The organism is Sulfurisphaera tokodaii str. 7 (assembly GCF_000011205.1).
Classification (GTDB): domain Archaea; phylum Thermoproteota; class Thermoprotei_A; order Sulfolobales; family Sulfolobaceae; genus Sulfurisphaera; species Sulfurisphaera tokodaii.
Map to the genome: position 1 here is coordinate 2,590,267 of NC_003106.2, position 24,997 is coordinate 2,615,263.

The window sequence follows — 24,997 nt, forward strand, 5'->3', positions numbered from 1 at the left end:
TTTTTAATGCAACTCTAGTCCCACTCTATCTCGTGGTGACATTAAAGCTACTACTCCTCCCAGTATAGAAGTGATTATATCAAACACTGCAATTCCTGTAACTGGATTACTAAATACTAGTCCTAAAAATGTGACTATATAAGGTGCAAAAGATGATAATGCTACACCTAGATTTATCGAAAAAGCTATATAAGAATATCTTACATTAGTGGTTATATTTTCAGATAACCAGGCTGGAAATATTGAATATTGAAATGCAAATAAGAATCCTAGTACTAAGCCAGCAATAATGCTTAGAACGTATGAACCAGTTGCAAGTAAGATTATTATCGGATATACTAAAGCACCTATTACAAAGCCTAAGATCGCTATTAGTAACTTTCTCACCTTCAATACATCACTTAAGTAGCCAGTTAACGGTGAAACAAATAACCATATTAGATTAGTAGCTAAAACCACATTATCTATTTGATATGCCGATAAACGAGTATAAAGCCCTAAAAATGTAGGCATATATGCTATAATTCCATAGTATATACTTCCGCTACTAAAAAGAACTATTGTAGCTATTATAACTAACTTCCACCACTTCTTAAAAACAGTAGCTATAGGTATTTTTTCTGGATTATTAGCAACCTTGTTTAACCACTCTACACTCTCTCCAACTTTCCACCTTATAGCTAAAGCTATAGCTAATGGGACAACGCCAAACCAAAACATAATTCTCCAGCCATACGTTTGAAAAGCATCTCCTGGTGCCAAGGCTAAGGCTACTTCATTAGCAATTACTGCAAATATTAACCCTAATGCGGCACCCCCTTGTTGAATTCCACTCATTAGCCCTCTTAAATTAGGAGGAGAAAATTCATTTACTAACGTCATTCCTCCTCCCCATTCACCAGCTAAGAAAAAGCCTTGGACTATTCTTAACAAAATTATGAGCACAGTTGCTAATATTCCAATCTGATAGTACGTAGGCAAAAACCCTATAGACACAGTTGCTATACCCATTCCAGCTAAAGATACAAACCACAATCTTTTCCTTCCAATTCTATCTCCATAATGTCCGAAGAATATACCTCCTAAAGGTCTTGCAAAATACCCTATAACTATAGTTAATAAGAATAATAACAAGCTAGCTATTTTACTTGAGGAAGGAAAGAATAGAGGAGCTATAGTCGTTGCCACATACAAATAAACTACTAAATCAAATAGCTCAAATCCCCAACCTAAATTAGCTGATATGGCTACCTTTAAAGCGGTTTTCCAGTCCTTCTCTCCATTATCTGCCATTGTTAATATAAAATATTATGCGAAATTTAAAAACTTTTCTTTTCTTAAGTTGATTGTGATAACAATTTTGTTAACTTAAAATAAGCTGTATAAATTATCAATTTATTCTTAATTAACGAAAAAAGCGTAATATATCTTTATTATTATTGTAATAAAACTCAATACATTTTAATACTTTAAGGAGATCGAAATTACTTAAGGTACTAATACTTGCCTCCCAACAGCTTTAAAGTTCTCCAAATTATCTATAGCCTCATTTGCCTCTTCTAATTTCATCGTCTTAGTCACCATAGGTTTAACCTTACCAGCCTCGGCTAAGCTCATAATACCCAAGAAGTCAGATTGATTACCAACAAGACTACCTATAAATTGAACCTCATTTAACGTTATTAAAGGTGCATGATACTTTAAATCAGCACCAAAAAGTCCAACCATTACGTATTTCCCTTGTTTAGCTAAAACATAAGGATAAATTGAGAGAGTTTTTTCTGAGTTGTTTAAATCTATAACAGCATCAGCCCCTTTACCTTGAGTTATTCTCCTAATCTCACTTACCGGATCTTGAGATGAAGCGTTTATTACATAATCAGCCCCAGCCCTTTTAGCAGCCTCTAATGCCTCCTCCCTCACATCAACACCAATTATTGTAGCACCACTCACAGCCTTAGCTATTTGTATAGCCATAGTACCTAATCCTCCACCAGCACCTATTACTACTAGTGTCTTTGAGGGATCAAGAGATGCTTTCCTAACAGCCCTATACGTTGTTACACCGGAACAAGTTAATGGTGCAGCCTCAACGGCACTAAGTCTCCTTAACTTATACAAGTATTTATAATGAGGAACTAAAACATATTCGGCATAAGCACCATCATAATTAATCCCTAACCACCTTGGTGAGTCACACAAGTGCTCTTCACCAATTCTACAGTAATAACAATTTCCCTCACCCTCCCAAGGATTCACAGCAACCAAATCACCCTTAGAATATCCGACAACCTCATCACCTACTTCCTCTATCCTACCAGCAATCTCATGACCTAAAGTAACAGGCAATTTCACACCTAAATCTTCAACTATTCTCAAATTACCAAATCTTCCTTGCCTCATATGCACGTCTGAATGACATACTCCAGCGGCTTCAATTTTTATTAAGACTTGAGAACCTTTTGGCTTAGGGATTGGAATATCTTCCAACTTTAACGGCTTTCCTATTTCTACTAATCTCATCGCGCGCATAAAATATTATGCGTTATTCTAATTAATAAAGATTTCGGAGATATTTTTAATAAAAAAGTTAAAATGGTACATACACTAATATAGTTTCTGATAACACTAATGGATGGGCTAAGGCTTATTTGCTAGTTCATTTTATTTCATTGATATGAGGTTAAATAAGTGATTGTACATTTAGGAGTAATTTACATTTCTTATATAGGCCGTGGCAATCTTAGTTAACACTAAGCTCTAAGGCGGCGGAAAGATTTATTACTTGACACTTATTGAACCATTAGACTGTCTATGTTTCTATTTCGATGAATAGTAATGATTTGATTTGATTATACTCCTAGATCATTCATAAATTTGTATACTGGTACAGTACCATCTCTACACTCTTGTTCAAATGGGAACATTTATAAGCCTACATATTTAAATAGCCTTGATGGAGTCTAAAATCTCTCATAAAGAAAAATAAGGAGGGGTATATAAAAGTCAGGCTGATCGAGTGTTTACTAAGAGCTTCAACTATCATTGTTAATGCTTAAAGAAGGCTTTACTAAGAATTCAGCTAACAAGGTCTTCATGGTCTGGAAGTCTTTTATCAATGCTTTAGTAGTATTAAACCTTGATAAGATGTATAGGGACGAAAAGGAGAAGGAGTGATACTACAAGATCGGATTTTTAGCCCCTAAAACTGGACTAAAGGGTATTTCACAGAGGCTTGAAGAATTGGGCTACGGAGTGGTCAACTTGACTTCTACAGCCCTTGCTCTTCACCATTAATGGTTTATACAAAGGTGCGAGTGTCTACTCAGATAGGGATGAGGTTGTAAAGGACATTTTACACTTAGTGAGGAAGACATCAGAACTTCTCCATAAGTACTTTAAAGACAAGAGGGACGAGGAGTTGGAGGGGTTGTATAAAAAAGTAGAGGAATTACTCAATAAATTCCTCAAATAACTCGATAATGGTTAGGTCCCTTTAAGAAGGAAGTAACAATAGCCCTTATTCTTATTAACGCCATATATTGCTTATAATTATATCACCCTGCGTATCCACATGACTAGATTGTGTATATAGTTAGCCTTAACGTTAATATTTTCCCTGGTAATACAGAATTCACAAAAGTTTTTAGATCAACGCTGATTAATGGAAAGTGCGAAGCCCGAGGAGTAGATGAAAGGTTCTCCACAGATTCGTTGAACTACCTACTTTAAGCTAAAAAGTAGAACAATTACTAACTGTGAAATGAATGATGACAAGGGTTGGATCTTGAAGTTATCTAGCTGTTATTGATCTAAAAAGCGGATTCCACTGAAATAACCCACATCATTGCAGAACTTTTTCTCCCTCTTCCAGCATCTTTTTAACAGTATTAACCCAAGGCAGAATATCTTGAATGCTCCACTTAGCTTCATGAAAACCCCAGACGTGCAAAGTGTATCCTGCACTCCACCCATTCATTACCCAGGCTCCCAGATATGAGGAAAGCTTCCCTGCTGCAGAACCGAGCAAGTATGTATACCACTTCTCCTCATTTCTAGCCTTTTGATATTCCGGTAGGTTAAACTTCTCAGCAAGGGCTTTCACCAGCTCTTCTGCAACCTTATAAGCTTTCTCAGAGGCCTGGACTGGATCACCTTTCTTAATATAATCTTCAGCCTCAGCCATGTACTTCTTCGCCATCTCTAACCTAAACTTTACCTCCCCTTCAGGATCGTCTTTGTATATTAGCTGAATTAGAACCTCTTCAACGTCTATCCCTTTTTCCTCAGCTCTTCTTATCAGTTCTTCCATCATTTGATTATTACTTTGTTAAGTATTAAAATTTTAAAATGTGAAAGAGAGTATCCTTTTTAAAGGACTAATTCAAAAATGCCCTATAATAATAGTAACTCTCTTGGAACGCGATACTATAAATTCCCCATACAATTCCCCAACTATAGATCCTCAGAAAAGGTATAAGTGTTGACCCAAAAATAGACCCTCTCCTTTCCTTAATGCTCTCAGCAGACCCTAATAAGAGACCAACAGCTAAAGACGTAGTAGACATGATGAAGAGAATAGATCCATCGATTTGCTAAATACTAACCATAGAGTCTTCATTAGGGTATTTATATTTCTATATCTAAAATTATTTAAGATATACAAAACCTTATCATCTTAGGGTCTTTCATGGCTCTTTTGCGAATTCACTTTATTTTATTATTTCGAAATTAAAAAATTGATTTTACATTCACAATTGGAGATATCAATAAGTTATACCACGGACTTACTGGAGATAATGATATATAATCAATTATTTCTCCATACAATTATTATAATTTTAAGAGAATATTACAATCCGCAGAGGAAACTTGACTCACCTTTATGTCAACATCTTCTCTTTATGAGATTTTAATTAATTAATAAATTTACACACTAGCGACAACACTATGTTCACACGCCTAGTAGCTACTTAAAAATTTATTTTATTGTTAGAAAGTATCCTTTGAGATGGATAAGAAAATTTACGATGAAATAATTAAGCCTTTTGGTTCTTATGAGAGATTTAAGAAAAGGGTAGATGATATAAAGGCTGAGATAGAAATCAGAAAAAGAACGGGTAAAACGTCTGAAGAGATTTTTTTAGAACTTTATGAACTGTGGGAAAAGGAGTACCTTAAAGCATTTAACGGCGATGTAAATAAAGCAAGGGAGCATTTAATGAAGGTGAGAGAGTGGAGAAGATCTCTGAGGCCTTACAAAGGTTAGTAGAAGCGTTAGAGAAAGCCAATTGCAGATATGTGATAGTAGGAGGTTTAATTGCAATTCATTATATATAGCATAACCTTAATTTCAATTAGCGATAAAGATTACAAAACAAAATTTAATCCTAACAAAAATTTCACTATCAGTTAGAACTCTTAAAATTAATTAGCTTAGGAACTTATTATTTCTTTTTCTGCAATTTTATAATGTTGTTCAATTTCTTCATCCCAGTAATCCTTAAATAATTCCCTTACATTAGTAAGAATATCTTTGGCTAACTGAAGAATATCTCTTACTGCCTCTTCTCTGTCTGAGTAGTCACTTGCTCCTTTATATAATCCATTATAAGCATATCTATGTAGTTCAAGAGCAGTAGAAGTTAAATGATTCACTTTATACCCTAATTCTTCAAGTCTTTGTGATATTCCTTTCAATCCAGTAGTTGGAGCGAGGAAACCAGATTTATAGTACCACTCTTTTTCTTTTTCGTCTCTGGGCATTTTTTCTAAGTTCATGACTGCTAAAGCGCTTATTAATGCCTTCCATGAAAGGAAAATCTTACTTGCTGAGTTCCTACTGAATCCCTCTTTAAGGAGTTTTAAAGCCAAGGCTAGTTCATCTAAGCTTTCAATCACTCTGATTTTTATGTAAGCATTTCTGTGCTTCTCAATTGCTGGTATTTTTGCCTCCATATTATTATATGATACTTGAGGGATTAAAAAGAGCAACAACTCAGTTATTTTAGTTACATAATTAAATTTACATAGTTGATTACTTTAGTTTATTATATCTCGTTGTAGATTCATACCATAATTCTTATTAAAGGCATGACTTTCCGATACAAGATACATATTTCAAAGTATTCAAATAACCCCTACATCACATAACAGATATATAAGCAAACTGTAGTGGTATTAAAATTATGCTATGAGAGGAATTTCTAAGCTGATAACATTATTCTCTCTACAGGAGATTTGACGTTAATTTCATATAAGCTAAATTTATGACAAAGAGAAGCCAATTTATCTCTTAATTAAAATAAAGTCGATTTTTTAAACTTTAAAAACTTTAATTATCTTATGAGAAAAATATATTTTATAATACCTATAGTTATTCTGATTGTAGGTCTCATTCCATTACTTATTACTCATGTTAAAGAAAGCAGTAGAGGAACTGTATATATAATAGGGAAAGTAAAAGTTGGACAATCAAAAATTCCCATTGAGCAAAAATTAGGTATAAACGCTACAGAATACATAAATTTAACCGCTAAAAATAGTGGGAACGAGGCTATTGCTATATGTTATATACGGCAAGGAGATACTACAATCCCAGGTTATAATATTACTGTAATAGTTAACGGGAGTGAAGAATATGGTTCATCTATTCCACCTGGGATAAATAACTTGACTCTACTAATCTTTGGCTACAAAATAGAAGAGAATAATACTGCATATATGTACTTAGGTAATGGTCAACTGTTGGAATTAAACTTTTCATAAAAAGTGTATTAAATCTATCATATTCATTAAGATAATTGTTCAAATTTAAAAACAATAATATATACTACATATTCTAAGCTTATATTTTAGTAAACTTACTTATACTTGACCAATATGAGCTTAAACAAGCATGCAATTGCCTTTACCTCAGTTATATCATACACTTTGGCAACTTATGTATTAGTTGCACCAGCATTTACAGTAAATCAATTTACTTTACCTCAGTGGTTATCATTTCTAATAGTATCTATACCCTTTGGCGGAAGAGTAATAGGCTCGTTATTATATCAGAGACTAGTTTCAATATTTGGGTCTAGGTTAACTTATTTAATCTCAATTATTGCATTAGGACTTTTTTCTCTAGGTAGCAGTATAAATATCTTAGGATTATTGATACCCTTGAGATTGTTAGTGGGAATTGCATTTGGAATAGCTACATCATTAGCTGTTGAACAAGCAATGAGAAGCGGTAATAAGATAATAATTGCGCTAACTATGAGTGGTTGGGCATTCGGATGGATAATGGGGGCATTTTCTTATTTAGAACTACAAAATTGGAGCTTAATTGCCATTTCCGGAGTGATAACTATACCTTTCTCGCTGCTGTACAAAGGTTTGTTAAACTTTAAAGTAGAAGAAGATAAGTTCTCTTTACCTTCAATATCGTCAATCTTAATTTTCTTCTTTTCCTTTGAACCAGCATTTGCGTTACAATTAGCTCCTTCGATAGTTGAAGATGAAGGGGGAATTAGCTGGCTAATTCTAGGATATATAGTTGCAATACCAATGTATGTATTAATGCCAACAATTTCGAGATTTTTAGGTGAAACTAGAACTGCTATAATCTATACTTCAGTTTCAGCTATAAGCGGAGTTTTATTCTTCATCACTTCATTGCCTTATATTCTAGTAATTTTCACAGCATTTGGATTAGGAATGAATGCTATCGCTCCCAGACTAGCCTCAGTATATGGAGCAACTGCAAGAAGTATAGGAATAGCTTTAAATACGGCAGCATTAGGAGGAGTTGTTGTACCAGTGGTTGCGTCGTTAAATATTAAAATTATAGCTTCATTGTTCACCGCAATTTCAATGGTGATACTACTAGTTATGGCTGTGAGAAAGAGAAATGCAATTTACGTTGAAGTTAGTTAAAGATCTTGTCAGCTCACAATTTAATAATAAAAAACATTATCTGATTATAATTCAGAATTTTCTAACTGGTTTTAAACCTTAATTCACCTTTATTCTTAATCAATGCAATATATGCTCAGTAAATAGAAATAAACACTATATTTTCATTGTTTTATTAGCATTTCAGCTAAGAATTTGGTTAATAACTCGAATAATCTAACTATCAAATAGTGTAAACATATTTCTAAGACTTTCATGATATTAAAGGCTTTAATACTTCATTATGGTTAAGCTAACAAGAAAGTTTCAGATAACTATACCTAAAGAAGTTAGGGAGAAAATTAATTTAAAGCCTAATGAGAAGTTTGAAGTTATAGTATTAAATGATAATGAGATTTTACTAAGAAGGAAGGTTAAGAATCCTTTAGAAGTTCTTATTGGCAAAGGGAAAAGAGAAGAAATTCTACCAGAGAAAGTTGATGATCTAAGTGAAGAATAAATTTTATTTTTATAGATCGCAATACATTATTAACAAGGCAAATATTATATCTTTAAAAAAGAGAATATTTATATATTTTTTATTTAGAAATGTTATACCCTGAAGAGCGTAGTTTGAGATGCGAAACTTAGCTAGAAAGAGTTCATAGGCTTACTGTTAAGGGCTAAATTGCAAATTGAATAATTGACTACAATAGGAGTGAGGTGCAAACGGAATATTCTACTTAAACTCTCTTCTTCTAAGTATAAAGTAAATTATACATGGAAGAGACATTGCTACAGGCTTCCATGGAATTACATGTTTAGGTGAAGTCAATTTTTCTTCATAAAATTCTTCAACTCTTAGAATTCTCTTATTATGATTATATAGTTCTAGATACGGAAGCATTAGTTGAAGCTCATAAGCAAATGAAACTGAAGGAAAACTTAAGTGCTGAAAATATTCTCTACTCAATTCTAAATGAGAATCTATAAAACCATCTTGGTAAATCCTCACGTGTATTTCCCAAACTCCTATCTTCTTAGATAGAGAGTATTTTTCACCCTTTCTTATTTCTAAAAGAGTTTCCTTAAAACCAGATCCTTTCAAGTCTCTTAGAAGCCTTTTAATATCATTTGTATAAAGCCTTAAGTTACCCTCCGCCTTTACGTAATCTTTAGGCAAAATCTCAGAAGTACCATCATCATAAATTACCTTTTTAGGTAGTCTAATGCTTATTTCGTCCATATTATTTAAATTTGTATATCTTATTTATATTATTTAAAAAGAACTACATAGTGGTATCGCTTAATTTTTCTTACTAATAATGTGTGCAGAAATATTATGTGAGCCTAGTCCTTTATAGAGATCTATTTAGTGCCAACCATATCAAGGAACTGAATTAGCATTTGTATTTATTATCAACGACAAATCAACAAACCTTAAATCTCCCAGAGGTTCTGTTTAATTATATTTTCTGAGGTTTTAAAGGGCAAGGACTTTTCCTTGTAGGTTTTCCGTTTAATCTGAAGGCTTACTGTTTCCCTTTAAGCTATGACCAAGTATAAGTTATTTGAGGCAAAGTACCTTTAAATACGGGCTTTAGTAGTATTCTGTACAGTATTTTAGACTTCAAAGAGTAAGATCTCTTCATAACTTATTAAGTAATTGTAAATTAGAAATATGATTACTCTTTGAACCATAACTAAATATAGAGTTATTTGATGAGTTTTTTAACATATTCATAAAACACTTTCACACATCTTTATAGCACTTTCAGCCTCAAACTTTGAATATAATTCCTCTGGAGTAGCACCTATTTCCTCATCCCCGTACATAGCAGGCTCTCTTTCATTAAACTTTAGAATAGTATGCAAACTCATCTATTTTTTCTTGAAACCATTGAGGAAATCTGTTTTTCTCTTTCCTAAGTATATACCCGACGTCATGAAGCTTAGGAGGTTCTACACCAACATATCTTAATGATGCTTTAAGAAGTAATTCTACAGCCTCTTGACACTGTCTAACCGTGTAGGGATAATTGCCTTCATTTAATGCTTCTCTTGCATGTTTTATCCTCTCTTCAGCTTGTCTGACATATGATCTAGCAAGATTATCATTATTCAAGAAATCACCCGAAATCAATTATTTCTCCAGGCTTGTAATCCTTCTTTCTCCAATACCATATCTTTTTAGATAGCCAAACCCTTTCGAAACCTAGCTTCTGTAATTTTTCTCTAGTTTCATCTAGTACCCTTCCAAAGAAGTTATCCTTATCATAAAGGATTATCGCATCTTCGGTCATATCCATGTAAAGAGGAGAAAATTTTACTGCTTCTTCTGGGGTTTTAATGATAGGAGAAAAAGTCACGTAGTACCCTTCATCCATAAGTCTTTCGATTTCGCTCTCCATTTTACTCTCAACTTTTACAAAGAGCATTATCCTTTCAGTTAACGTTCTAGGTAGATCCTTTATAACTAGAAGTAAATCTATATCACTGTCTTTCCTATTATCTCCCCTAGCCACACTCCCGTAAACTACTACAGAAATTAACTTATCTCCGAATTCTTGTAAGAGTAGATTAGTTAGCTTCTCTAGCAAGCTTTTATAAGGCTCATCCATACACGAATATTGCTTAACTAAAGTAAAAACTTTCACTGAACTAGATAAGAGGAGTTTATGATGAATAATATAAACTTTCACGGTTTGTCAGAAACTGTTGATAACGGCTTTGATTCATAACTTTAATTTGTGATAGGAGGAAAATAGAAAAGAGTTTCTACCAAATATTTGAAAAAATTGATATACTAAATCCCGTAATTATTTCCTTTAACGTATATTTCTAGGTATAATCTATATTATAAGTTTGAGTTCTAATTTATATATCTGAAAATTATTAGATTATTTTAACGCTGGAAAATCAGAGCTACGCAATTAGTAAGCACAAAATCCTTTAATTTAAATACTTAAATTAAACCTTGAATCCTATAAAATTGATAACTAATATCATGAATTATAAGTTCGAATTTATAATAATGTGTTATTTTAGCAAAAGTTTGCATGACATAGATAGGTTTTGAGGAGACATCACTTTTAGATTTAACAAATAAACCATAAAAGCTAGGAATTTATTCTCAGCTTATAAATATGAATAAAAATCAAATTATTTTTACCATGATTCGTACTATAAATTATCTGAAATAGGGTTCTAATTTAGATAATAAATTTCTCGTATCATTTATTTCTGTTGATCTAGTAACACTTCATTACAAACGTGTTATATAATTATTTAAATTGTTAGATGATATAGTATTTAAAGATACTATGATTTCGCAACAGTTTTTCTTTGTAAGAGTATACGAAGGAAGAGTTAAGCAAGATGTTGCTTTAGTCAGTAGTAATATTATGCAGTCTTATGGATTATTACCAGGTGATGTAATACTCCTTTTGGGAAATAGGCAAATTCCTTTTTATGTTCAAGAAAGTTCCGATAACAAGATAGATGGTATCGTTATAGGCGAAAATAAACTTAAACTTTTAGGGATAAGAAGTGGTGAAAGAGTACCAGTTAGGAAAGTTTCAGTTTCCTCTATAAAAGAAATAACTTTGGCACCCTCAGAACAAAAGAATTACGATCTAAGAAAATTAAACTTAGAATTAAGAGGAAGATTAGTTACCAGAGGTATAACCTTAGAATCAAAAGAAGGAACTTTTGCAGTAATTTCCTATTCCCCACAAGTGGAAGTTGGTTATATTTCGAGTGAGACTCGAATAAATATAGCTCCGGAATCAATCAGAATAGCTCAGAAAAATATTCCTTATGTAACCCTTGATGATGTTGGTGGTTTATCAAAACAAATAAGGGAATTACTAGAAATAGTAGAATTAGCCTTAACAAAAGTAGAGGTAGCCAGGATGTTAGGTTTAAGACCGCCTAAAGGAGTACTCCTCTATGGTCCTCCAGGTACTGGAAAGACTTTGATTGCAAAAGCTATTGCAAATACTATTATGGCTAACTTCTTTTATATAAGTGGTCCAGAAATAGGCTCCAAATATTATGGTGAGAGTGAAAAAAGGCTAAGAGATATATTTGAGCAAGCTGAGAAAAATGCTCCATCCATAATTTTCGTAGACGAAATAGATGCAATCGCACCTAATAGAGATACTACATCATCTGAGACTGACAGAAGGATTGTAGCACAGCTATTAACATTAATGGATGGTTTGACTAGTGGCAGTGGAGTAGTGGTTATTGGTGCAACAAATAGACCAAATGCTCTAGATCCGGCCCTAAGAAGACCTGGTAGATTTGACAGAGAAATAGAAATTCCCGTTCCAGATAAGCAAGGAAGATTAGAAATATTAAAAATACATACTAGGCGAGTTCCTTTATCACAAGAAGTAGACTTGGAAAAAATTGCTGAGAGGACCCATGGCTTCGTCGGTGCTGATCTAGAGGCTTTAGTAAGGGAAGCAGTTCTGAGTGCTTATCATAGATGTAATGGTAATTTAGAATGTATGCAAGTTACGATGAGTGATTTTGATGAAGCATTAAAGAATGTAGAACCTTCAGCACTAAGAGAATTCAGAATTGAAATACCTAATACTACATGGGAAGACATTGTAGGTTTAGAAGATATTAAACTAGAGCTAAAGGAAGTTGTAGAATGGCCATTAAAGGATCCAGGGTTATATGAGGAAATGAAAGCAGAAATACCGTCTGGGATTCTTCTTTACGGACCACCCGGTACTGGAAAGACTATGTTAGCTAGGGCTGTTGCACATGAAAGTGGTGCTAACTTTATTGCGATAAATGGGCCGGAATTAATGAGTATGTGGGTAGGAGAGACTGAAAGGGCTATTAGAGAGGTATTTAAGAAAGCTAGACAATCCTCACCTACTATTATATTCTTTGATGAGATAGATGCAATAGCAGTTGCAAGGGGTGCTGATCCAAATAAAGTAACTGATAGGATTGTTAGCCAATTATTAACTGAAATGGATGGGATAAGCAAAAGGAGGGAAAAAGTAGTTATCATAGCTGCAACTAACAGACCAGACATAATAGACCCAGCTTTATTAAGACCCGGGAGATTAGAAAAGTTAATTTATGTTCCCCCACCAGATTATCAGACTAGGATAGCTTTGTTCTCAAGGCTCATAAATAATAGACCTCATGAGGAAATTGATATTGAAAGATTAGCTAAATTAACTGAAAATTATACGCCAGCTGAGATTAAAGGAATAGTGAATAAGGCTGTATTATTAGCAATTAGAAGAGCAAAACTAAAGAACGAAAAACCTGAGCTCACAATGAGTGATTTTGAAGAAGCTTTGAAGACTGTAAAACCTATTGTTACTCAGACTATGTTAGATTATTATGTCTCATTCTATCAAAGAGTAAGGAGAGCAAGTGGATATGCTTGAACATTTCGTTATATTTGGATTAATGGCTTATTCTCTAGTATTTTCTGGAGTATTCACACTTATTTTACTCGGAATTAGTGAGAACGAGATAATCGAATCTTTGCATATAGATTTAAATGTAATATCAAGAGAAGAATTAAGAGTACTAACATTAATGATTATGTATTTTATTGTGAATGGAATTTTAGAAGCAATATTAGTAGCACCTCCAGTAATTATTTTAAGCTTTGAAACTATACCATATATTATAGCATTAATTAGTGGAAATTGGGTGAGAAGATGAAGATTGAACCATATAGAGCATTAGTACATATGGGAACTATAGGAATTGCATTTGCAGCTGCTATATATTTCCTTCAATATGTAAAACAACCTATGATGTATTATACTTTATTTGGATTAACAATTGTAGGTTTTCTAGTATTAATTTACTATCTTATCTTTAAACCGATAGTGGATTCCGAATATTTTAACTTCTAATTTTTTTAATCAAAAGTACAATAGCGATAATTATAATTATAGGGATAATGACATAGATTAAGCTTGTAAACTGGTTACTAGTAGTCTTTTGAGAATATAAGGAAATTTCATAAGCATTATCATTTGCGGTATCTATGAATATACCGTAAGGTTTTCCATTTTCAAATATTATTGAAGTGGGAATATAAGCTCCATGAATAGTGCTTAGGTATTTAACTTGATATTGATTATTAATTTTTATAAGTTCTATCTCAGATTTATTTTGAAATATGCTTGATACCAAAATGTATAAGGAACCATTATAATAATCTTCTTGAATGTAATTGTCTCCTCCTTGAAGCGCATGAAGTGGAATGAGTTCCTTTCCGATTACTATCTCGCTATCATTAATTTTAATCAGTGTGCCATTAGGCGAAAAATTTACACCCTCTACTGTTCCTAAGTAAATTGAGGTATTAGAGATTATATTATATTCATAAGCTTGAATGCCGTTACTTTCAATATAACCAGAAATGAGATAAGGATAATAAAAGGCAAATGGCTCACCAAAATAGCTTTCATTTATAATAGTTTTACCATTATATATGTTAAAAATCTGTAAATATCCGTTATTTATAATAGCAAGAAACCCGGAAGAAAATAAAGGAACTCCTTCTATAAAGCCTTGGTTAACAAGCTTCTCCTCGTGGAAACTAATACCATTATAGGAAATAAACACATTCAAACTATTCCCGTTATCATCAATTACAACAAGTGAATTGTTGTAGACATATAAATAGCCGATCCCTTGAAACGATAATATAGGAGAAAAATTGCGATATAATGTAGACACGAAAGACTGATTAGTGGCTATGAAGTAGACTGAGTTGTTGTAGTTTATCCCTTGAACATAATATATGTTGTGAAAAAGAACGAGAAAAATAAAAACATGTAGCACCAATTTCACCTTGTAATTCTCAATTCTCTCGGTATAGATATTCTTTTCCTAGCTTTCACTCCAGTATATATTAATAAACCTAGAAGTACAGCTTCTGATAAGAATGAAAGAATTAACTGACCTTGTAAACTATTCACAAAGTTAGATACGTAAGTAGAGGCAAAAGCTGATGCCAATATACTTATTGAATATGCTGAGAAAGAGGATAAAGTACATGCTGGGCAAACAGCAACAGATCCAATTATTGTTCCTAAAAGACCTTTTTTGCCAACTCTATTTTCGAATGTGTAAGATGTAATAGCACCTGCAAGCATTGAAGATGCTATTAACTGTAAAATTTGTAAAGGATAAATTACAGCACCAATAATGTGAGGAACGTAAATTGTAATTACTGGTGCAAACATGGGTATACCGAATAAACCTAATAATATTGGTGGGTAAGGATATCCATAAACTCCAACATGAATTACCCCAGCAAGAAAAATATAAGCTATTGCAAATGGTAAACTCCATTTAAACCAATTCTTTGGTCTAGGAAGATGAAAGACTGTGTTAATTAACTTTGATATTCCATAACCTAGCGTTATACTTCCAATAGTTATTAGTAAAGTCGATACGCCAGTCATAACTGATAAAAATATTAAATCATAACCGTTATAGTCAACGTAATAAGGAACATGAGTTAAGAAATATGCTACTTGTACTATAATCATAAATGCACCTATTACTATCCAAATTATACCGCTCTCTCTACTTTGTGGTAAACTTATCCTTATCTCAACTTGTTTAGTAGCCATAGTGTCTCTAAGATATTGCAAATAGTAAATACCCGCATACCAAGCTAATGGTGTTCCAATTATCCATGTAGTTATCCAGAGTAAAAGCGATTGAGAAGGAGATAAGTTGAAAAACGGTATAGGATAACCTAAGATTAACGATATTGGTCCGGGCATAATTAAAGACCATGCAATTACATGGAGTATTCCTAATCTAGCCCAGGGTTTTAAAGTAGAATATCCCATTGCTCCTACAAGTCCACTTATAAAAGGTAAGATATAAAAGAGAGGTAAATTAGCATATATGTTAAGATATAGAGAGAAGATTATGACATTTAATATTACGGAAAGCATAAACCCATATTTCCATCTTTTCTGCAACACTAGACCAAAAGCCCCTCCAGATGCTTCACTTAAAACAAATTTAGCAAGAGAGAATGAAGGATTTAATGGTAATGCTATAGAGATTATTAGAAATATTAATGTTAGAGTAAAACCTTTTACGCCCTTGCTAATTCCCTTAAGTACTCTTTTTCCGTTTATTTCATTATACAATACGAATGTAGAGATAAGTAATATAGTTAAGGCTAAAATGACTAGGGTTTCGAAAAGGGTTGTCATAAAAGTTATGGATACGAGGAACGGTATGTTGGCTGCTACACTACCTATTAGTCCAGTAAATAACTCACAGCTACATGAAAGAGCTGTAGCTATAAGTCCTAGTGATGAGAGAATTTGTGATGTCGCTTTTAATTTCATAGTCATATATAAGGTAAGGTAAAGAGTTACATTAAGCGCTACAAGCAAAGATAAAAATAATGATATTCCTATAGAAAGAGGTGTCATAGCCCAAGTAAAGTAAGGAGTTGTTATTGAGAGAAAGGGTCCCCAAAGTGGAAACGGCATTTGTGATGGCGGTACTGGTGTAGAAGTACTGACTACAAAGTATACTCCAGAAGGAAAATTTATATGAGTAATAACGATAAGTCTAGTTAAGAGTTGATATGCAAAAAAATAAAGAACAAAAATCGAAGAAAAAATTAATTTATATCTTCTTAGTCTGAGAACCTCTAATATATCCATACATCTCACTCAACTATACGGACTCTCTTGCTTTGCAATATCTACTGGATCTACTTGTTTATCCTTATCAGCAAACACAATTAATAAGATATACCATATTGGATAAATTAACGCCATTAGTATATAGCCAACAATCCATAGCATCGCTTCGCTTTCGTAGAGTGCCATTAAGATCACTCATAAAAACATTATTCTCCTAAATATATAAACTTTCCTAAAATTTATTGAGAAAAAAATAAATTAACTTAAAATAAGCCCAAATCTTTAAGTACCTTAACCATGTAATAAGTCGATGGTACGGCTGCCATTACAAATAACATGTATGAAGTTTGAACAAGCTGATAAGTAGGATATACCGGATAATAGTTAACAGAATAGTAACCAGCCATTTCCAAGAATAATTCAGCAACAGCAGCCATCATACTGAACATAGAGAAAAGCGTAAAGCTCCTCATTGCCTTTCCTAGAGCGTCCCAACCAATACCGCCAAAAATCCCTGCTATAATAAACGATAATATCTGGAGAACCCTAAACTCTGTTGAAATTACACTTAGGTCAAAAAAGTTAGGGAGATACCACAGAGTAAGTAGTGCACCACCTATACCCCAACTATATAGTACTCCTTTTGTTTTGTAGTTTAAAGACAATATGCTTTTACTTATTTCATCTCCTTTAGAGTACATTAATTTTGCCAAATACACTCCTATTAATCCTGCTCCCCACACTAACAACATGTCAAAAGAAAACCTAGCTATTTCAAGCTGATTAGCTAGCATTAAGGACAGCGGATTTATTGAAGCAATAATTAAAACAAAGCCAAAAATAAGATACCTTTTTTCTTCTGGGGTCAATTCCATAACCCCATTAACAGTCCTCCAACTACCGTAACTACACCAGAAGCTACGACAGAGGCTACTAGTGCATCATCTTCATAAAGACTATATGGTAATGAAAAAACCATTATTACTGTTAAAACCCATCCTGCTATTCCTAATCCGGCTAATACAGCTCCTAAGACTCTCCTAGATAAATTAACACCAGCCATAATTAAAAATATAAAAAAGATGTTTATAAAGTTTACCTAATATGAAGAAACAAACAAAAAATCAAACTTTAATTTTTTCCTTGATTAAACTTCCTATTAAAGTTGCAATTAACGGAATTAACATATATGTTGTAGTAGTAACTGTATCAAAAATTAAAGCACCTCCAAATAAGGCTAGAGCTGTTAGTGATACTTGCTGATTTTTCTTATATAAACCTATAGCCGAAAATAAGGCTAAAACAGCTATAAGGAAGAAAATTGGTGGCATCCAGTTTCTCACTCCTAACATACCCAATACGTATGGGAAAGTAAAACCTATAGCCATAGCTATTCCCGGAATTAGATTAAACCATGCTATAATGAACACTGGTAAACCCAGTGCAATGCCAGGAATAATATATTTCCAACTTACCTTATTCCAGATAGAATATCCTATGAATATTACGCCAGAAATTAACACTAAATATGCTAATAATTCGCCAGAAATTACGTTAATAACATCAAATGAGGAAGATTTACTTAATTCTGTTAACCAGCTTCCAAATAGCACTAAATATGCGTCAATGTCTGGGATGATTAACATTAGCATAACTAGTTTATCAGAAACTCTACTTGCTTGCGTAATAACTAGAAATGAAGCTGTGAGTATTAAGATAGAATAAATGAGTGAAGAGATTATAGGTAATTCAAATCCCGTATAACTTGTACCTAAATACACATGAACCAAATCGAAAAGTATTGTTAAATAAAGTATTGACCATAAAAGACCTTTTGTGATTTTATTAAGGTTACTGAAATAAGCTGAAAAGAAAAGAACTACAAACTGCAGTATAAATATCATTCCAAAGGAGAACGCACCTATATAAAACATTATGAGAAAAGGTAATGATCTTGATACATTTATACCAATATAACCTAGGGGTAAGACTCCAATTAGAAATTCTCTATTAAATATAAGTTCAAAAAATGAAAAAATAATATAACTTAGAAGAAAATATTTTAAATTCCTTGTAATAACATTACTCATATTGATAATCCCCTTCTTATTGAATCTATGACTGCATAAATTCCATTAACAATAGGAAAAGTCATTAATAAGAATAACAGTAATAGCATAGACTTAATAAATCTTGGTAGACTCATGGAAATCCTATTTAATTCGCTCATCATGGAATTTCTATTCATTATAGCTACAGCTATAATAGGGGATAGAATTGAGTTAGTTATAATAAACAATGGTAATACCGATTGCTGTTGATCAGCTGGCTGTATATAAATTCTCCACCAGAATGATATTGATTTAAAGTCAACAGACTCACCAGCACCCCCTTGGAATACCGCAAAAGCTACCCAATATGTATGTCCAGGCTGTAATTGAACTTGATAGTGAGACTCTCCTTGACCGTTAGATACACCTACAGTACTAAATGTTCTTGCAAATTCTACAATCATCCACGGTCCAGTTGGTGTATTATAAAACTGAAATCCAGTTGCGACTACAGATGGGTCCCAGAGTAATGAATCATTAGCTAAACCGTTCCAGACTTCCCATGGGGTTATATGAGGATTGTCAATCGATGGGAACAGAGTAATGAATCATTAGCTAAACCGTTCCAGACTTCCCATGGGGTTATATGAGGATTGTCAATCGATGGGAACGATGCTAGATAGTTTCCGCCAATGTAATATATTGAGGATCCATTTACGTATGCATCAGCTATAAGTCCTTGATTAGGTAAGTAGCCGAGATTTAGAGGATCCTTATATGATGGCCAATGTATATATGGTGGTGGAGAGGTTCTACTGAAGAATGTGGGACCAGGATAACCGGAATCTTGAGTATTATTACCTCTTGGATTGTCATTAAAGATCCATAGCTCTTCTTGACCAGCTGACATTGCACCAGAAGTACCAGGCATCATGTGAGGTGTATAAGCTATTTGCGTCCAATCACTTGGCACACCTCCTAATAGCCACATAATAGCGAATCTTTCTGGATACATATAAGTACTGTTGTAAAATAATGAAACATATCCTGCAGTATCCTCTGGATAGAATAAATTATATGCATCTTGGAACCATGTAGTACCATTTAACCCTAGCTTTAAGAATTGCTCAAATGATGTAACATTTATAGTACCATTAACGATTAAGTTGATAGAAGTTATGTTTATCGGTTGTCCATTATTTAGGGGTATTCCTTGTGGATTAATCGCACCTACTATTTGCCCATATAGTTTTCCACTAACATTATATACGTATATCGTTATAGGATTAACAAGTGCTTGACCCGGTGGATATCCTATCTGTTCTGAGTTAGGTAATGTATATACTGATGCCACCCCTTGATCTGAGGTCTTATATGATACGTTCACTACCCACCATCCCTCTGGTACTACATTTCCGAATGGTTGCCATATTTGACCTTGAGGAGTCCTTTCTGGACATGCTAACCATGACTCTTGTCCTACAACCGGTGCCTTCATGTCAATTATTATATATGGTACACCATCAACATATGTCCATGCTGCTCTAACATAGACTGTTTTAGTATGGCCAGCAATTCCATCGGGAACTGGTACAGTTGGAACTAAAGGCACTGCGGTCCATGGAATTGTCTGCCAGAATGGCTCTTGCCCCGGAGTCCCTAAATCAATCGTAGCATTAGGTACATAATACGCTGTGATAGTATCACTAGCTACTTCTGCCGAATTCAACAAATAATCCACGCCATATGCTACTCCGACTATAACTAAAAAAACTATTAGACCTAGGACAACTAATGATACATATCCATTAGCCATTTATCCCTTCACCCCTTTTCTATTTAATTCAAAATGCGAAATTATGGAACCAATTCCGAATAGGAATATTGCTAAACCCACAAAATTCCAAAAATAGTTTGGGGTTGTTGCTGGAGAACCAAGTGTCATACCGTTGACAGTAAAGACCTCATGTTGGTAAGTAACTGTTGTTGTACCTACTCCCAATAGTATAACCCCTATTACAACTAGTACTATCCCTATATAGAGGAAATTTTTAGTAGGAGTCTTCCCTGCCATCAATAACCACCTACACCAACACCACTTACACTATATGGAGCCCAAACTCCTTGTGGTGGTACTCCTCCAGTTAAATCTAAAGCATAGGTATAATTAGCTGTAGCAACTATTGTCCCTACCAACCATGAGTGACCTAATCCTACTGCTGCAGTACCACAATATTCTGCACAAGCTACATGATATAAGCCGGGTTTTGGAAATACTAGGACAATATATGAGTAGTAGCCTGGAACGGCTTCAGCACCGAAATTAAATAGAGTGAAATTACTGGTAGCACTCTGTACGAAGAACTCATGGAATACGTCTACGCTGTGAATAACAAAAACTACTGGTTCGTCTACGGGAACAACTGTTAGATTAGTGTATATCTTATCGTGAGGATAGAAGTCCCAGTGCCATTGTTGGCCAGTAACATATATTATGACATAAGGTCCTTTATATGATCCAAGGGCATTCGCGAAAGAGGCATGGACTACTCCTACACCGGCATTGTTATTTGGATTATATCCTATATAGTCATATGAGTCGTATTGTACTTCTAACGAAATTACAGCTACAGTGACTAAGACTAAGAATAGAGCTATAACAGTGGCTCGTTTCATATTTATCCCTTCTAAATAAAAATAAGCATAATGGTTTTTAAAGTTTTCTTTTACAACATTACTTAATACAATACACAATTAGAATTAGAAATCAATTTAAATGTTAATATACACAAAAAGTATTTTTTATAAAAATTTTAATAAAAAAAGAATTTACTTATTTATCTTTAAATCAGCGTCAGCTTTGCTTTCTGTTACCTTTGTAAATCCCTCTCCTTTAGCTTGAGTACCACTAGCTTGTACTCCACTGCTTGAAGAAGCTCTTTCTGTTGCCCTAATAAATTCTTCAACCCTAATCATACCATCAGCTGGTAAAGCAACTGGTAACTCTTCCTCCTTATAACCTTCTCTTCTTAATCCATACCTCTCCATAGCTATTGATAATACGGCCCACATTGGTATATCAGTTTCTTTAATCTTCTCTCCATACAACAGAGTGAGTATTAAGTTAAACGTGAATACTATTAAGGAGAAACCTGCAACCCATCCTCCAATCATTAATAATTGATAATACGGTTCATAGAAGGCTGCCCAAGCTACTTCTCTTCTTATAAGTCCATAGAAACCACCTATAGCTGAAGCTGTAACGAACAATCCCATACCCGCCTGCCATCCCCAGAAGTGTAACCATGATAGTTTTTCACTATACCATTTTCTACCAAACATGTATGGTCCGGCTGCATAAACAGCACCAAAAACTCCACCAACTGAGTATAAGGCTAACATTATGTGGAAGTGTGAGAAAATCCAAGCAGTATTGTGAATTGTGGGATCGACTGCCTGAACTGGGTTAGTAGGTTCTGCTTGTATACCACCAATTATGTTCCATATAGCGGCAGCATATAAGAATGCTAAACCCGTATCCCATTTTAACTTTCTAGGATCACCTAGCGTTATAAAGAATAATAACCAAAACGCGGCAAATGGTATTGCAATTAATGCTGTGGTAGTTTGAGCGAAAATATCTCTTAATACCAATGGCCATGGGTCGTCTCCTAAGTGATGTACATAAACGCTTGAGCCTAGAACAAACAATACTGGAATTAACCATCTCATAAACCTATAACTATATATGGGTCTTCTGGCATATAATGGTAATAATGCCACTGTTGCACCGCTTAGGGCGTATGGGGCGAAATAAACTAATGGGTGGTCTGCAAACCAGAATAATCCCTTCCATACTTCTGCATTAGGAACACCGAAGAAGTTTATACCTAATCCTCCTATAGGAGAGAATAATGACCACATATCGGCAATAAATACAGATACATTAGCCAAGGCCATCATTATCATATCCATTACTATGAAACCTATAGCTGTAGGTACTAGTTTGCCTTTAACCCTACCGATAAACGATGTCCCTAGAACAGAAGCAATCTCCATCCATTCTGCTACTACCATTAAACCATAACCAATGTACCATGTGGGAGAAGCTTTTAATGGATTTAAGAATGTGAACAGATATTGATTTTGTACTCCTCCTAAATTCATCATTAGTAAGGCAAAATTATTTAGCCAGAAACCAGCATTAGCGATTTTAGGCCATTTTACAAGTCTGGTTCCATTTAATGCTGGTATCATGTAGAAAGACAATGCGAATACAAATGTGAAAACCATTCCAAATATCATGTCCATTACGTGATTAGTCATGGCTTGGAAATAATAGGATGGTGAGACCACCATTGGAATTCCAGTTGATGCCAATCCAGCCTGTGACCTTAACATTAATGCAAAGGCCCCTCCTATGAAGAACCAGACTAAAGCAGCTATTGCTAGTTTTAATGATAGAAATCTATAATCCTCAGTATACAACACTTTTAGAAATACGTTCCTTTTTGCCTCTCTTTCTTGTACTCTTTTATATTCCATTGCCCATTCAGCGAGTCTTTCCATATCTTGCCTTTTTAGTTCCTCCACTGATGCCATAGCTCCTCCTACTGAGAATTAATTGATACATGTGATTTATAAGTATCTTTTTCTAAGATTTTTATTTTCACAAAATTTAATAAAAGTAGGGCAACCCTTAATTTTTTATTATTTTTGATTTATGGAATTTTTTATACATAAAAGATTTTTTAAAAAGTAAATACCTATAAATTGTCTGAATTCGGAATTCACTTACTACTATCTTTTTAAGAAATAATTTCTCTCAGATAATTGAAAATAAAGAAAAGCTTATAAATCAGGGTTCAGTAGTTACTATGAAATTGAAATGAGTGAGGCTAAAATATCTAAATTAGAGGAAATTATAGCCAATTATTCTGATAAATTAGTGAATTTATTTCCATCTTTCGCTAGACAATCATTCTATAGTAAAAAGGAAATCCTTTTGGTTGTGCTTAAAGCTCTAATTGATAATCAATCAATAGAGAATGCCGTAAGAGAACTAAGAAAACAAAAAATTGATGTACCCTCAGCTAGTACAGTAAGAAGGAGATTAAAACAGATAGATATCGAGAAGTTAAGGGAATTTGTAAACACCTTACCAGAATTAAAACACTGTAACAATAACGTACACTAGGATTTTTTGTACACTTTTATTCTTATGCAGTATGATGCTTCTACACTTTTTATAAATTTTATAATTATTAAATATTGCTAAGAAATATAGTAAAGTTTATATGTGCAATTGATAAAATATAATTCGATCTGATATGAATGTAAAAATGTGGGGGCTAATATTAGTAGGTGGTATATTAACAGCTATATCGATAGGATTAGAGGTTATGTATTCCTTCAGCTTACTTAAACCAAATCCAGCGGCATTCTACTATATACCAGGCGGAATGGATTACGCAGGAGAATTTCTTGCTTTAATAGGGTTAATTTTAATCTTAGCAGGAAGTTTATTTACACGTGAAAGTAATAAATGAAAATCGGTGGTTAAATGAAAATTAATAAAAAGGTAATAATTTTTCTTGTCGCTATTGGTATAATTGCTGTGCTTTTCTCGCTCTTTATTTTTGATCGAAGTTTTGCTTTTAGTATTATCTCTTCTCAATCAAGTAATTATAATTATACTTACGGCACTTTCACAGTTTATATATATAATCCAGCTAATGGGATAGTTAAAAAGGAGAATATTACTGGAATTATGCTTTATATAGACAACGTAGATGTACAAAACTTACAAATAACCTCAATATCTAACTCAACTTTCTCTGAAGTTCCGGTATATTATGTCCAAGTCCCAGTACCTTTGCCTAATGGTAGTGTTATTAATGGTTTTCAAAGAAGTTACGAGATATACATAGGTTATGAAAAAATTTTAATACCAACTACAGGTTTATCTTCTGGAAGTTATGTAATAGAATTAAGTGATGGAACTACAATATCAGTAACAATAAGATAAAATACTTTTTTATCTCTCGTCCGCCTTATAGTTAAATATATTAATCAAGTTTCTTACTTTATTCTTTAATTAGAACTTATTTATTTCGACGTTATTAATTCTTAGAAAGTTATAAAGCGGTCATAATCAACAAACCTATATTTATGAAATTCATTTTATAAAATTACGACATGGCGTAAATGTAAAATTGAAAGGGAAATATATTTCTAAAATTTCAATAACAAGTTCATACCCTTTATACTTTATAATCGTTAGAAAAATTCTCTCATAATTCTTTTTATGATTATAATTATAGTTTAGCGTGTAATTATATTTAAATGCAATTTTTACCAAAAAATTTTTAAAGGAGTATT

The 24,997-nt window shown here is 33.4% G+C and carries 28 protein-coding genes and 1 pseudogene; 11 read left to right on the top strand and 18 right to left on the bottom strand.

Going from position 1 to position 24,997, the window contains the following annotated elements; all coding sequences use genetic code 11:
* Positions 1 to 3 precede the first annotated feature (3 nt).
* The gene (locus STK_RS14110; protein ID WP_010980661.1) at positions 4 to 1,293 is read right to left on the bottom strand and encodes an MFS transporter; all 1,290 of its coding nucleotides are present in this window, start codon (positions 1,291 to 1,293) and stop codon (positions 4 to 6) included.
* Positions 1,294 to 1,488: 195 nt separating this feature from the next.
* Entirely contained in the window at positions 1,489 to 2,532 is a 1,044-nt protein-coding gene (locus STK_RS14115; protein WP_010980662.1) for an NAD(P)-dependent alcohol dehydrogenase, read from the bottom strand.
* A gap of 519 nt (positions 2,533 to 3,051) precedes the next feature.
* Between STK_RS14115 and STK_RS15800 the strand changes: the two genes are divergently transcribed.
* On the top strand, positions 3,052 to 3,177 hold the full coding sequence (locus STK_RS15800) for a PaREP1 family protein (RefSeq protein WP_232616494.1): 126 nt from the start codon (positions 3,052 to 3,054) through the stop codon (positions 3,175 to 3,177).
* 667 nt (positions 3,178 to 3,844) lie between these two features.
* Here the strand turns inward: STK_RS15800 and STK_RS14125 are convergent.
* The gene (locus tag STK_RS14125) at positions 3,845 to 4,312 is read right to left on the bottom strand and encodes a PaREP1 family protein (RefSeq protein ID WP_052846824.1); all 468 of its coding nucleotides are present in this window, start codon (positions 4,310 to 4,312) and stop codon (positions 3,845 to 3,847) included.
* Between the two features lie 699 nt (positions 4,313 to 5,011).
* Between STK_RS14125 and STK_RS14135 the strand changes: the two genes are divergently transcribed.
* Positions 5,012 to 5,269, top strand: coding sequence for a hypothetical protein (locus STK_RS14135; protein WP_052846826.1), 258 nt, complete (start codon positions 5,012 to 5,014; stop codon positions 5,267 to 5,269).
* 167 nt (positions 5,270 to 5,436) lie between these two features.
* Here the strand turns inward: STK_RS14135 and STK_RS14140 are convergent, their stop codons facing one another.
* Positions 5,437 to 5,958 carry a PaREP1 family protein gene (locus STK_RS14140; protein WP_010980664.1) on the bottom strand — a complete coding sequence of 174 codons (522 nt, stop codon included), beginning with the start codon at positions 5,956 to 5,958 and terminating at the stop codon, positions 5,437 to 5,439.
* A gap of 387 nt (positions 5,959 to 6,345) precedes the next feature.
* On the opposite strand from STK_RS14140, the gene STK_RS14145 reads away from it, so the two are divergent.
* The 3 genes from STK_RS14145 (at position 6,346) to STK_RS14155 (ending at position 8,401) form a co-directional block, all read left to right on the top strand.
* Positions 6,346 to 6,768, top strand: a complete 423-nt coding sequence (locus STK_RS14145; RefSeq protein WP_010980665.1) for a hypothetical protein — start codon at positions 6,346 to 6,348, stop codon at positions 6,766 to 6,768.
* 114 nt (positions 6,769 to 6,882) lie between these two features.
* Positions 6,883 to 7,923: a hypothetical protein gene (locus tag STK_RS14150; protein WP_010980666.1), complete on the top strand. Its 1,041-nt coding sequence runs from the start codon at positions 6,883 to 6,885 to the stop codon at positions 7,921 to 7,923.
* Positions 7,924 to 8,185: 262 nt separating this feature from the next.
* The gene (locus tag STK_RS14155; protein ID WP_010980667.1) at positions 8,186 to 8,401 is read left to right on the top strand and encodes an AbrB/MazE/SpoVT family DNA-binding domain-containing protein; all 216 of its coding nucleotides are present in this window, start codon (positions 8,186 to 8,188) and stop codon (positions 8,399 to 8,401) included.
* A gap of 219 nt (positions 8,402 to 8,620) precedes the next feature.
* On the opposite strand, the gene STK_RS14160 is transcribed toward STK_RS14155, so the two are convergent.
* The 3 genes and pseudogenes from STK_RS14160 to STK_RS14170 all read right to left on the bottom strand — a co-directional run bounded on the left by STK_RS14160 (position 8,621) and on the right by STK_RS14170 (position 10,502).
* Positions 8,621 to 9,127 carry a hypothetical protein gene (locus tag STK_RS14160; RefSeq protein WP_010980668.1) on the bottom strand — a complete coding sequence of 169 codons (507 nt, stop codon included), beginning with the start codon at positions 9,125 to 9,127 and terminating at the stop codon, positions 8,621 to 8,623.
* Positions 9,128 to 9,596: 469 nt separating this feature from the next.
* A pseudogene (locus STK_RS14165) lies at positions 9,597 to 10,006 on the bottom strand (HEPN domain-containing protein).
* A gap of 4 nt (positions 10,007 to 10,010) precedes the next feature.
* Positions 10,011 to 10,502, bottom strand: coding sequence for a nucleotidyltransferase domain-containing protein (locus tag STK_RS14170; RefSeq protein ID WP_052846827.1), 492 nt, complete (start codon positions 10,500 to 10,502; stop codon positions 10,011 to 10,013).
* A 702-nt stretch (positions 10,503 to 11,204) separates the two neighbouring features.
* Between STK_RS14170 and STK_RS14175 the strand changes: the two genes are divergently transcribed.
* Genes STK_RS14175 through STK_RS14185 form a run of 3 tightly spaced genes read left to right on the top strand, consistent with a single transcriptional unit; the run spans position 11,205 to position 13,787 of the window.
* On the top strand, positions 11,205 to 13,307 hold the full coding sequence (locus STK_RS14175) for an AAA family ATPase (RefSeq protein WP_010980670.1): 2,103 nt from the start codon (positions 11,205 to 11,207) through the stop codon (positions 13,305 to 13,307).
* On the top strand, positions 13,300 to 13,590 hold the full coding sequence (locus tag STK_RS14180) for a hypothetical protein (RefSeq protein ID WP_052846828.1): 291 nt from the start codon (positions 13,300 to 13,302) through the stop codon (positions 13,588 to 13,590). The genes STK_RS14175 and STK_RS14180 overlap by 8 nt, the downstream gene beginning before the upstream one ends.
* Entirely contained in the window at positions 13,587 to 13,787 is a 201-nt protein-coding gene (locus STK_RS14185) for a hypothetical protein (RefSeq protein ID WP_010980672.1), read from the top strand. The genes STK_RS14180 and STK_RS14185 overlap by 4 nt, the downstream gene beginning before the upstream one ends.
* On the opposite strand, the gene STK_RS14190 is transcribed toward STK_RS14185, so the two are convergent.
* From STK_RS14190 to STK_RS14230, 11 genes are all read right to left on the bottom strand, one after another.
* Complete coding sequence (locus STK_RS14190; RefSeq protein ID WP_198429708.1) at positions 13,777 to 14,724, bottom strand: hypothetical protein; 948 nt, start codon at positions 14,722 to 14,724, stop codon at positions 13,777 to 13,779. The genes STK_RS14185 and STK_RS14190 overlap by 11 nt on opposite strands.
* A 5-nt stretch (positions 14,725 to 14,729) precedes the next feature.
* The gene (locus tag STK_RS14195) at positions 14,730 to 16,583 is read right to left on the bottom strand and encodes a hypothetical protein (RefSeq protein ID WP_069168216.1); all 1,854 of its coding nucleotides are present in this window, start codon (positions 16,581 to 16,583) and stop codon (positions 14,730 to 14,732) included.
* A 9-nt stretch (positions 16,584 to 16,592) separates the two neighbouring features.
* Positions 16,593 to 16,751 (bottom strand): hypothetical protein, encoded by a 159-nt coding sequence (locus tag STK_RS15460; RefSeq protein ID WP_198429709.1) that lies wholly within the window; start codon positions 16,749 to 16,751, stop codon positions 16,593 to 16,595.
* 77 nt (positions 16,752 to 16,828) lie between these two features.
* On the bottom strand, positions 16,829 to 17,440 hold the full coding sequence (locus tag STK_RS14200; protein ID WP_010980675.1) for a DUF1404 family protein: 612 nt from the start codon (positions 17,438 to 17,440) through the stop codon (positions 16,829 to 16,831).
* Positions 17,431 to 17,628 (bottom strand): hypothetical protein, encoded by a 198-nt coding sequence (locus tag STK_RS14205; protein WP_010980676.1) that lies wholly within the window; start codon positions 17,626 to 17,628, stop codon positions 17,431 to 17,433. The genes STK_RS14200 and STK_RS14205 overlap by 10 nt, the downstream gene beginning before the upstream one ends.
* A gap of 61 nt (positions 17,629 to 17,689) precedes the next feature.
* Positions 17,690 to 18,655 carry a hypothetical protein gene (locus tag STK_RS14210; RefSeq protein WP_010980678.1) on the bottom strand — a complete coding sequence of 322 codons (966 nt, stop codon included), beginning with the start codon at positions 18,653 to 18,655 and terminating at the stop codon, positions 17,690 to 17,692.
* Positions 18,652 to 19,080 (bottom strand): hypothetical protein, encoded by a 429-nt coding sequence (locus STK_RS15805; protein WP_010980679.1) that lies wholly within the window; start codon positions 19,078 to 19,080, stop codon positions 18,652 to 18,654. The genes STK_RS14210 and STK_RS15805 overlap by 4 nt, the downstream gene beginning before the upstream one ends.
* A gap of 104 nt (positions 19,081 to 19,184) precedes the next feature.
* The gene (locus STK_RS14215; RefSeq protein WP_010980680.1) at positions 19,185 to 20,432 is read right to left on the bottom strand and encodes a hypothetical protein; all 1,248 of its coding nucleotides are present in this window, start codon (positions 20,430 to 20,432) and stop codon (positions 19,185 to 19,187) included.
* Positions 20,433 to 20,690, bottom strand: coding sequence for a hypothetical protein (locus tag STK_RS14220; protein WP_052846830.1), 258 nt, complete (start codon positions 20,688 to 20,690; stop codon positions 20,433 to 20,435).
* A complete protein-coding gene (locus STK_RS14225) occupies positions 20,690 to 21,292 on the bottom strand; it encodes a heme/copper-type cytochrome/quinol oxidase subunit 2 (RefSeq protein ID WP_010980681.1) in 603 nt (200 codons plus the stop codon). The genes STK_RS14220 and STK_RS14225 overlap by 1 nt, the downstream gene beginning before the upstream one ends.
* Positions 21,293 to 21,445: 153 nt before the next feature.
* Complete coding sequence (locus STK_RS14230) at positions 21,446 to 23,218, bottom strand: cbb3-type cytochrome c oxidase subunit I (protein WP_010980682.1); 1,773 nt, start codon at positions 23,216 to 23,218, stop codon at positions 21,446 to 21,448.
* Positions 23,219 to 23,504: 286 nt separating this feature from the next.
* Between STK_RS14230 and STK_RS14235 the strand changes: the two genes are divergently transcribed.
* The 3 genes from STK_RS14235 to STK_RS14245 all read left to right on the top strand — a co-directional run bounded on the left by STK_RS14235 (position 23,505) and on the right by STK_RS14245 (position 24,644).
* Positions 23,505 to 23,813, top strand: coding sequence for a hypothetical protein (locus STK_RS14235; RefSeq protein ID WP_010980683.1), 309 nt, complete (start codon positions 23,505 to 23,507; stop codon positions 23,811 to 23,813).
* A gap of 145 nt (positions 23,814 to 23,958) precedes the next feature.
* Complete coding sequence (locus STK_RS14240; RefSeq protein ID WP_232616498.1) at positions 23,959 to 24,165, top strand: hypothetical protein; 207 nt, start codon at positions 23,959 to 23,961, stop codon at positions 24,163 to 24,165.
* Positions 24,166 to 24,179: 14 nt separating this feature from the next.
* Entirely contained in the window at positions 24,180 to 24,644 is a 465-nt protein-coding gene (locus STK_RS14245) for a hypothetical protein (RefSeq protein ID WP_010980684.1), read from the top strand.
* The last annotated feature ends 353 nt before the right edge of the window (positions 24,645 to 24,997 follow it).

Excerpts from the sequence above, each read along its gene's own strand:
- STK_RS14110 (WP_010980661.1), bottom strand. The coding sequence starts at position 1,293 with ATGGCAGATAATGGAGAGAAGGACTGGAAAACCGCTTTAAAGGTAGCC.
- STK_RS14115 (WP_010980662.1), bottom strand. The coding sequence starts at position 2,532 with ATGCGCGCGATGAGATTAGTAGAAATAGGAAAGCCGTTAAAGTTGGAA.
- STK_RS15800 (WP_232616494.1), top strand. The coding sequence starts at position 3,052 with ATGCTTAAAGAAGGCTTTACTAAGAATTCAGCTAACAAGGTCTTCATG.
- STK_RS14125 (WP_052846824.1), bottom strand. The coding sequence starts at position 4,312 with ATGGAAGAACTGATAAGAAGAGCTGAGGAAAAAGGGATAGACGTTGAA.
- STK_RS14135 (WP_052846826.1), top strand. The coding sequence starts at position 5,012 with ATGGATAAGAAAATTTACGATGAAATAATTAAGCCTTTTGGTTCTTAT.
- STK_RS14140 (WP_010980664.1), bottom strand. The coding sequence starts at position 5,958 with ATGGAGGCAAAAATACCAGCAATTGAGAAGCACAGAAATGCTTACATA.
- STK_RS14145 (WP_010980665.1), top strand. The coding sequence starts at position 6,346 with ATGAGAAAAATATATTTTATAATACCTATAGTTATTCTGATTGTAGGT.
- STK_RS14150 (WP_010980666.1), top strand. The coding sequence starts at position 6,883 with ATGAGCTTAAACAAGCATGCAATTGCCTTTACCTCAGTTATATCATAC.
- STK_RS14155 (WP_010980667.1), top strand. The coding sequence starts at position 8,186 with ATGGTTAAGCTAACAAGAAAGTTTCAGATAACTATACCTAAAGAAGTT.
- STK_RS14160 (WP_010980668.1), bottom strand. The coding sequence starts at position 9,127 with ATGGACGAAATAAGCATTAGACTACCTAAAAAGGTAATTTATGATGAT.
- STK_RS14170 (WP_052846827.1), bottom strand. The coding sequence starts at position 10,502 with ATGGATGAGCCTTATAAAAGCTTGCTAGAGAAGCTAACTAATCTACTC.
- STK_RS14175 (WP_010980670.1), top strand. The coding sequence starts at position 11,205 with ATGATTTCGCAACAGTTTTTCTTTGTAAGAGTATACGAAGGAAGAGTT.
- STK_RS14180 (WP_052846828.1), top strand. The coding sequence starts at position 13,300 with ATGCTTGAACATTTCGTTATATTTGGATTAATGGCTTATTCTCTAGTA.
- STK_RS14185 (WP_010980672.1), top strand. The coding sequence starts at position 13,587 with ATGAAGATTGAACCATATAGAGCATTAGTACATATGGGAACTATAGGA.
- STK_RS14195 (WP_069168216.1), bottom strand. The coding sequence starts at position 16,583 with ATGGATATATTAGAGGTTCTCAGACTAAGAAGATATAAATTAATTTTT.
- STK_RS15460 (WP_198429709.1), bottom strand. The coding sequence starts at position 16,751 with ATGGCACTCTACGAAAGCGAAGCGATGCTATGGATTGTTGGCTATATA.
- STK_RS14200 (WP_010980675.1), bottom strand. The coding sequence starts at position 17,440 with ATGGAATTGACCCCAGAAGAAAAAAGGTATCTTATTTTTGGCTTTGTT.
- STK_RS14205 (WP_010980676.1), bottom strand. The coding sequence starts at position 17,628 with ATGGCTGGTGTTAATTTATCTAGGAGAGTCTTAGGAGCTGTATTAGCC.
- STK_RS14210 (WP_010980678.1), bottom strand. The coding sequence starts at position 18,655 with ATGAGTAATGTTATTACAAGGAATTTAAAATATTTTCTTCTAAGTTAT.
- STK_RS15805 (WP_010980679.1), bottom strand. The coding sequence starts at position 19,080 with ATGATTGTAGAATTTGCAAGAACATTTAGTACTGTAGGTGTATCTAAC.
- STK_RS14215 (WP_010980680.1), bottom strand. The coding sequence starts at position 20,432 with ATGGCTAATGGATATGTATCATTAGTTGTCCTAGGTCTAATAGTTTTT.
- STK_RS14220 (WP_052846830.1), bottom strand. The coding sequence starts at position 20,690 with ATGGCAGGGAAGACTCCTACTAAAAATTTCCTCTATATAGGGATAGTA.
- STK_RS14225 (WP_010980681.1), bottom strand. The coding sequence starts at position 21,292 with ATGAAACGAGCCACTGTTATAGCTCTATTCTTAGTCTTAGTCACTGTA.
- STK_RS14230 (WP_010980682.1), bottom strand. The coding sequence starts at position 23,218 with ATGGCATCAGTGGAGGAACTAAAAAGGCAAGATATGGAAAGACTCGCT.
- STK_RS14235 (WP_010980683.1), top strand. The coding sequence starts at position 23,505 with ATGAGTGAGGCTAAAATATCTAAATTAGAGGAAATTATAGCCAATTAT.
- STK_RS14240 (WP_232616498.1), top strand. The coding sequence starts at position 23,959 with ATGTGGGGGCTAATATTAGTAGGTGGTATATTAACAGCTATATCGATA.
- STK_RS14245 (WP_010980684.1), top strand. The coding sequence starts at position 24,180 with ATGAAAATTAATAAAAAGGTAATAATTTTTCTTGTCGCTATTGGTATA.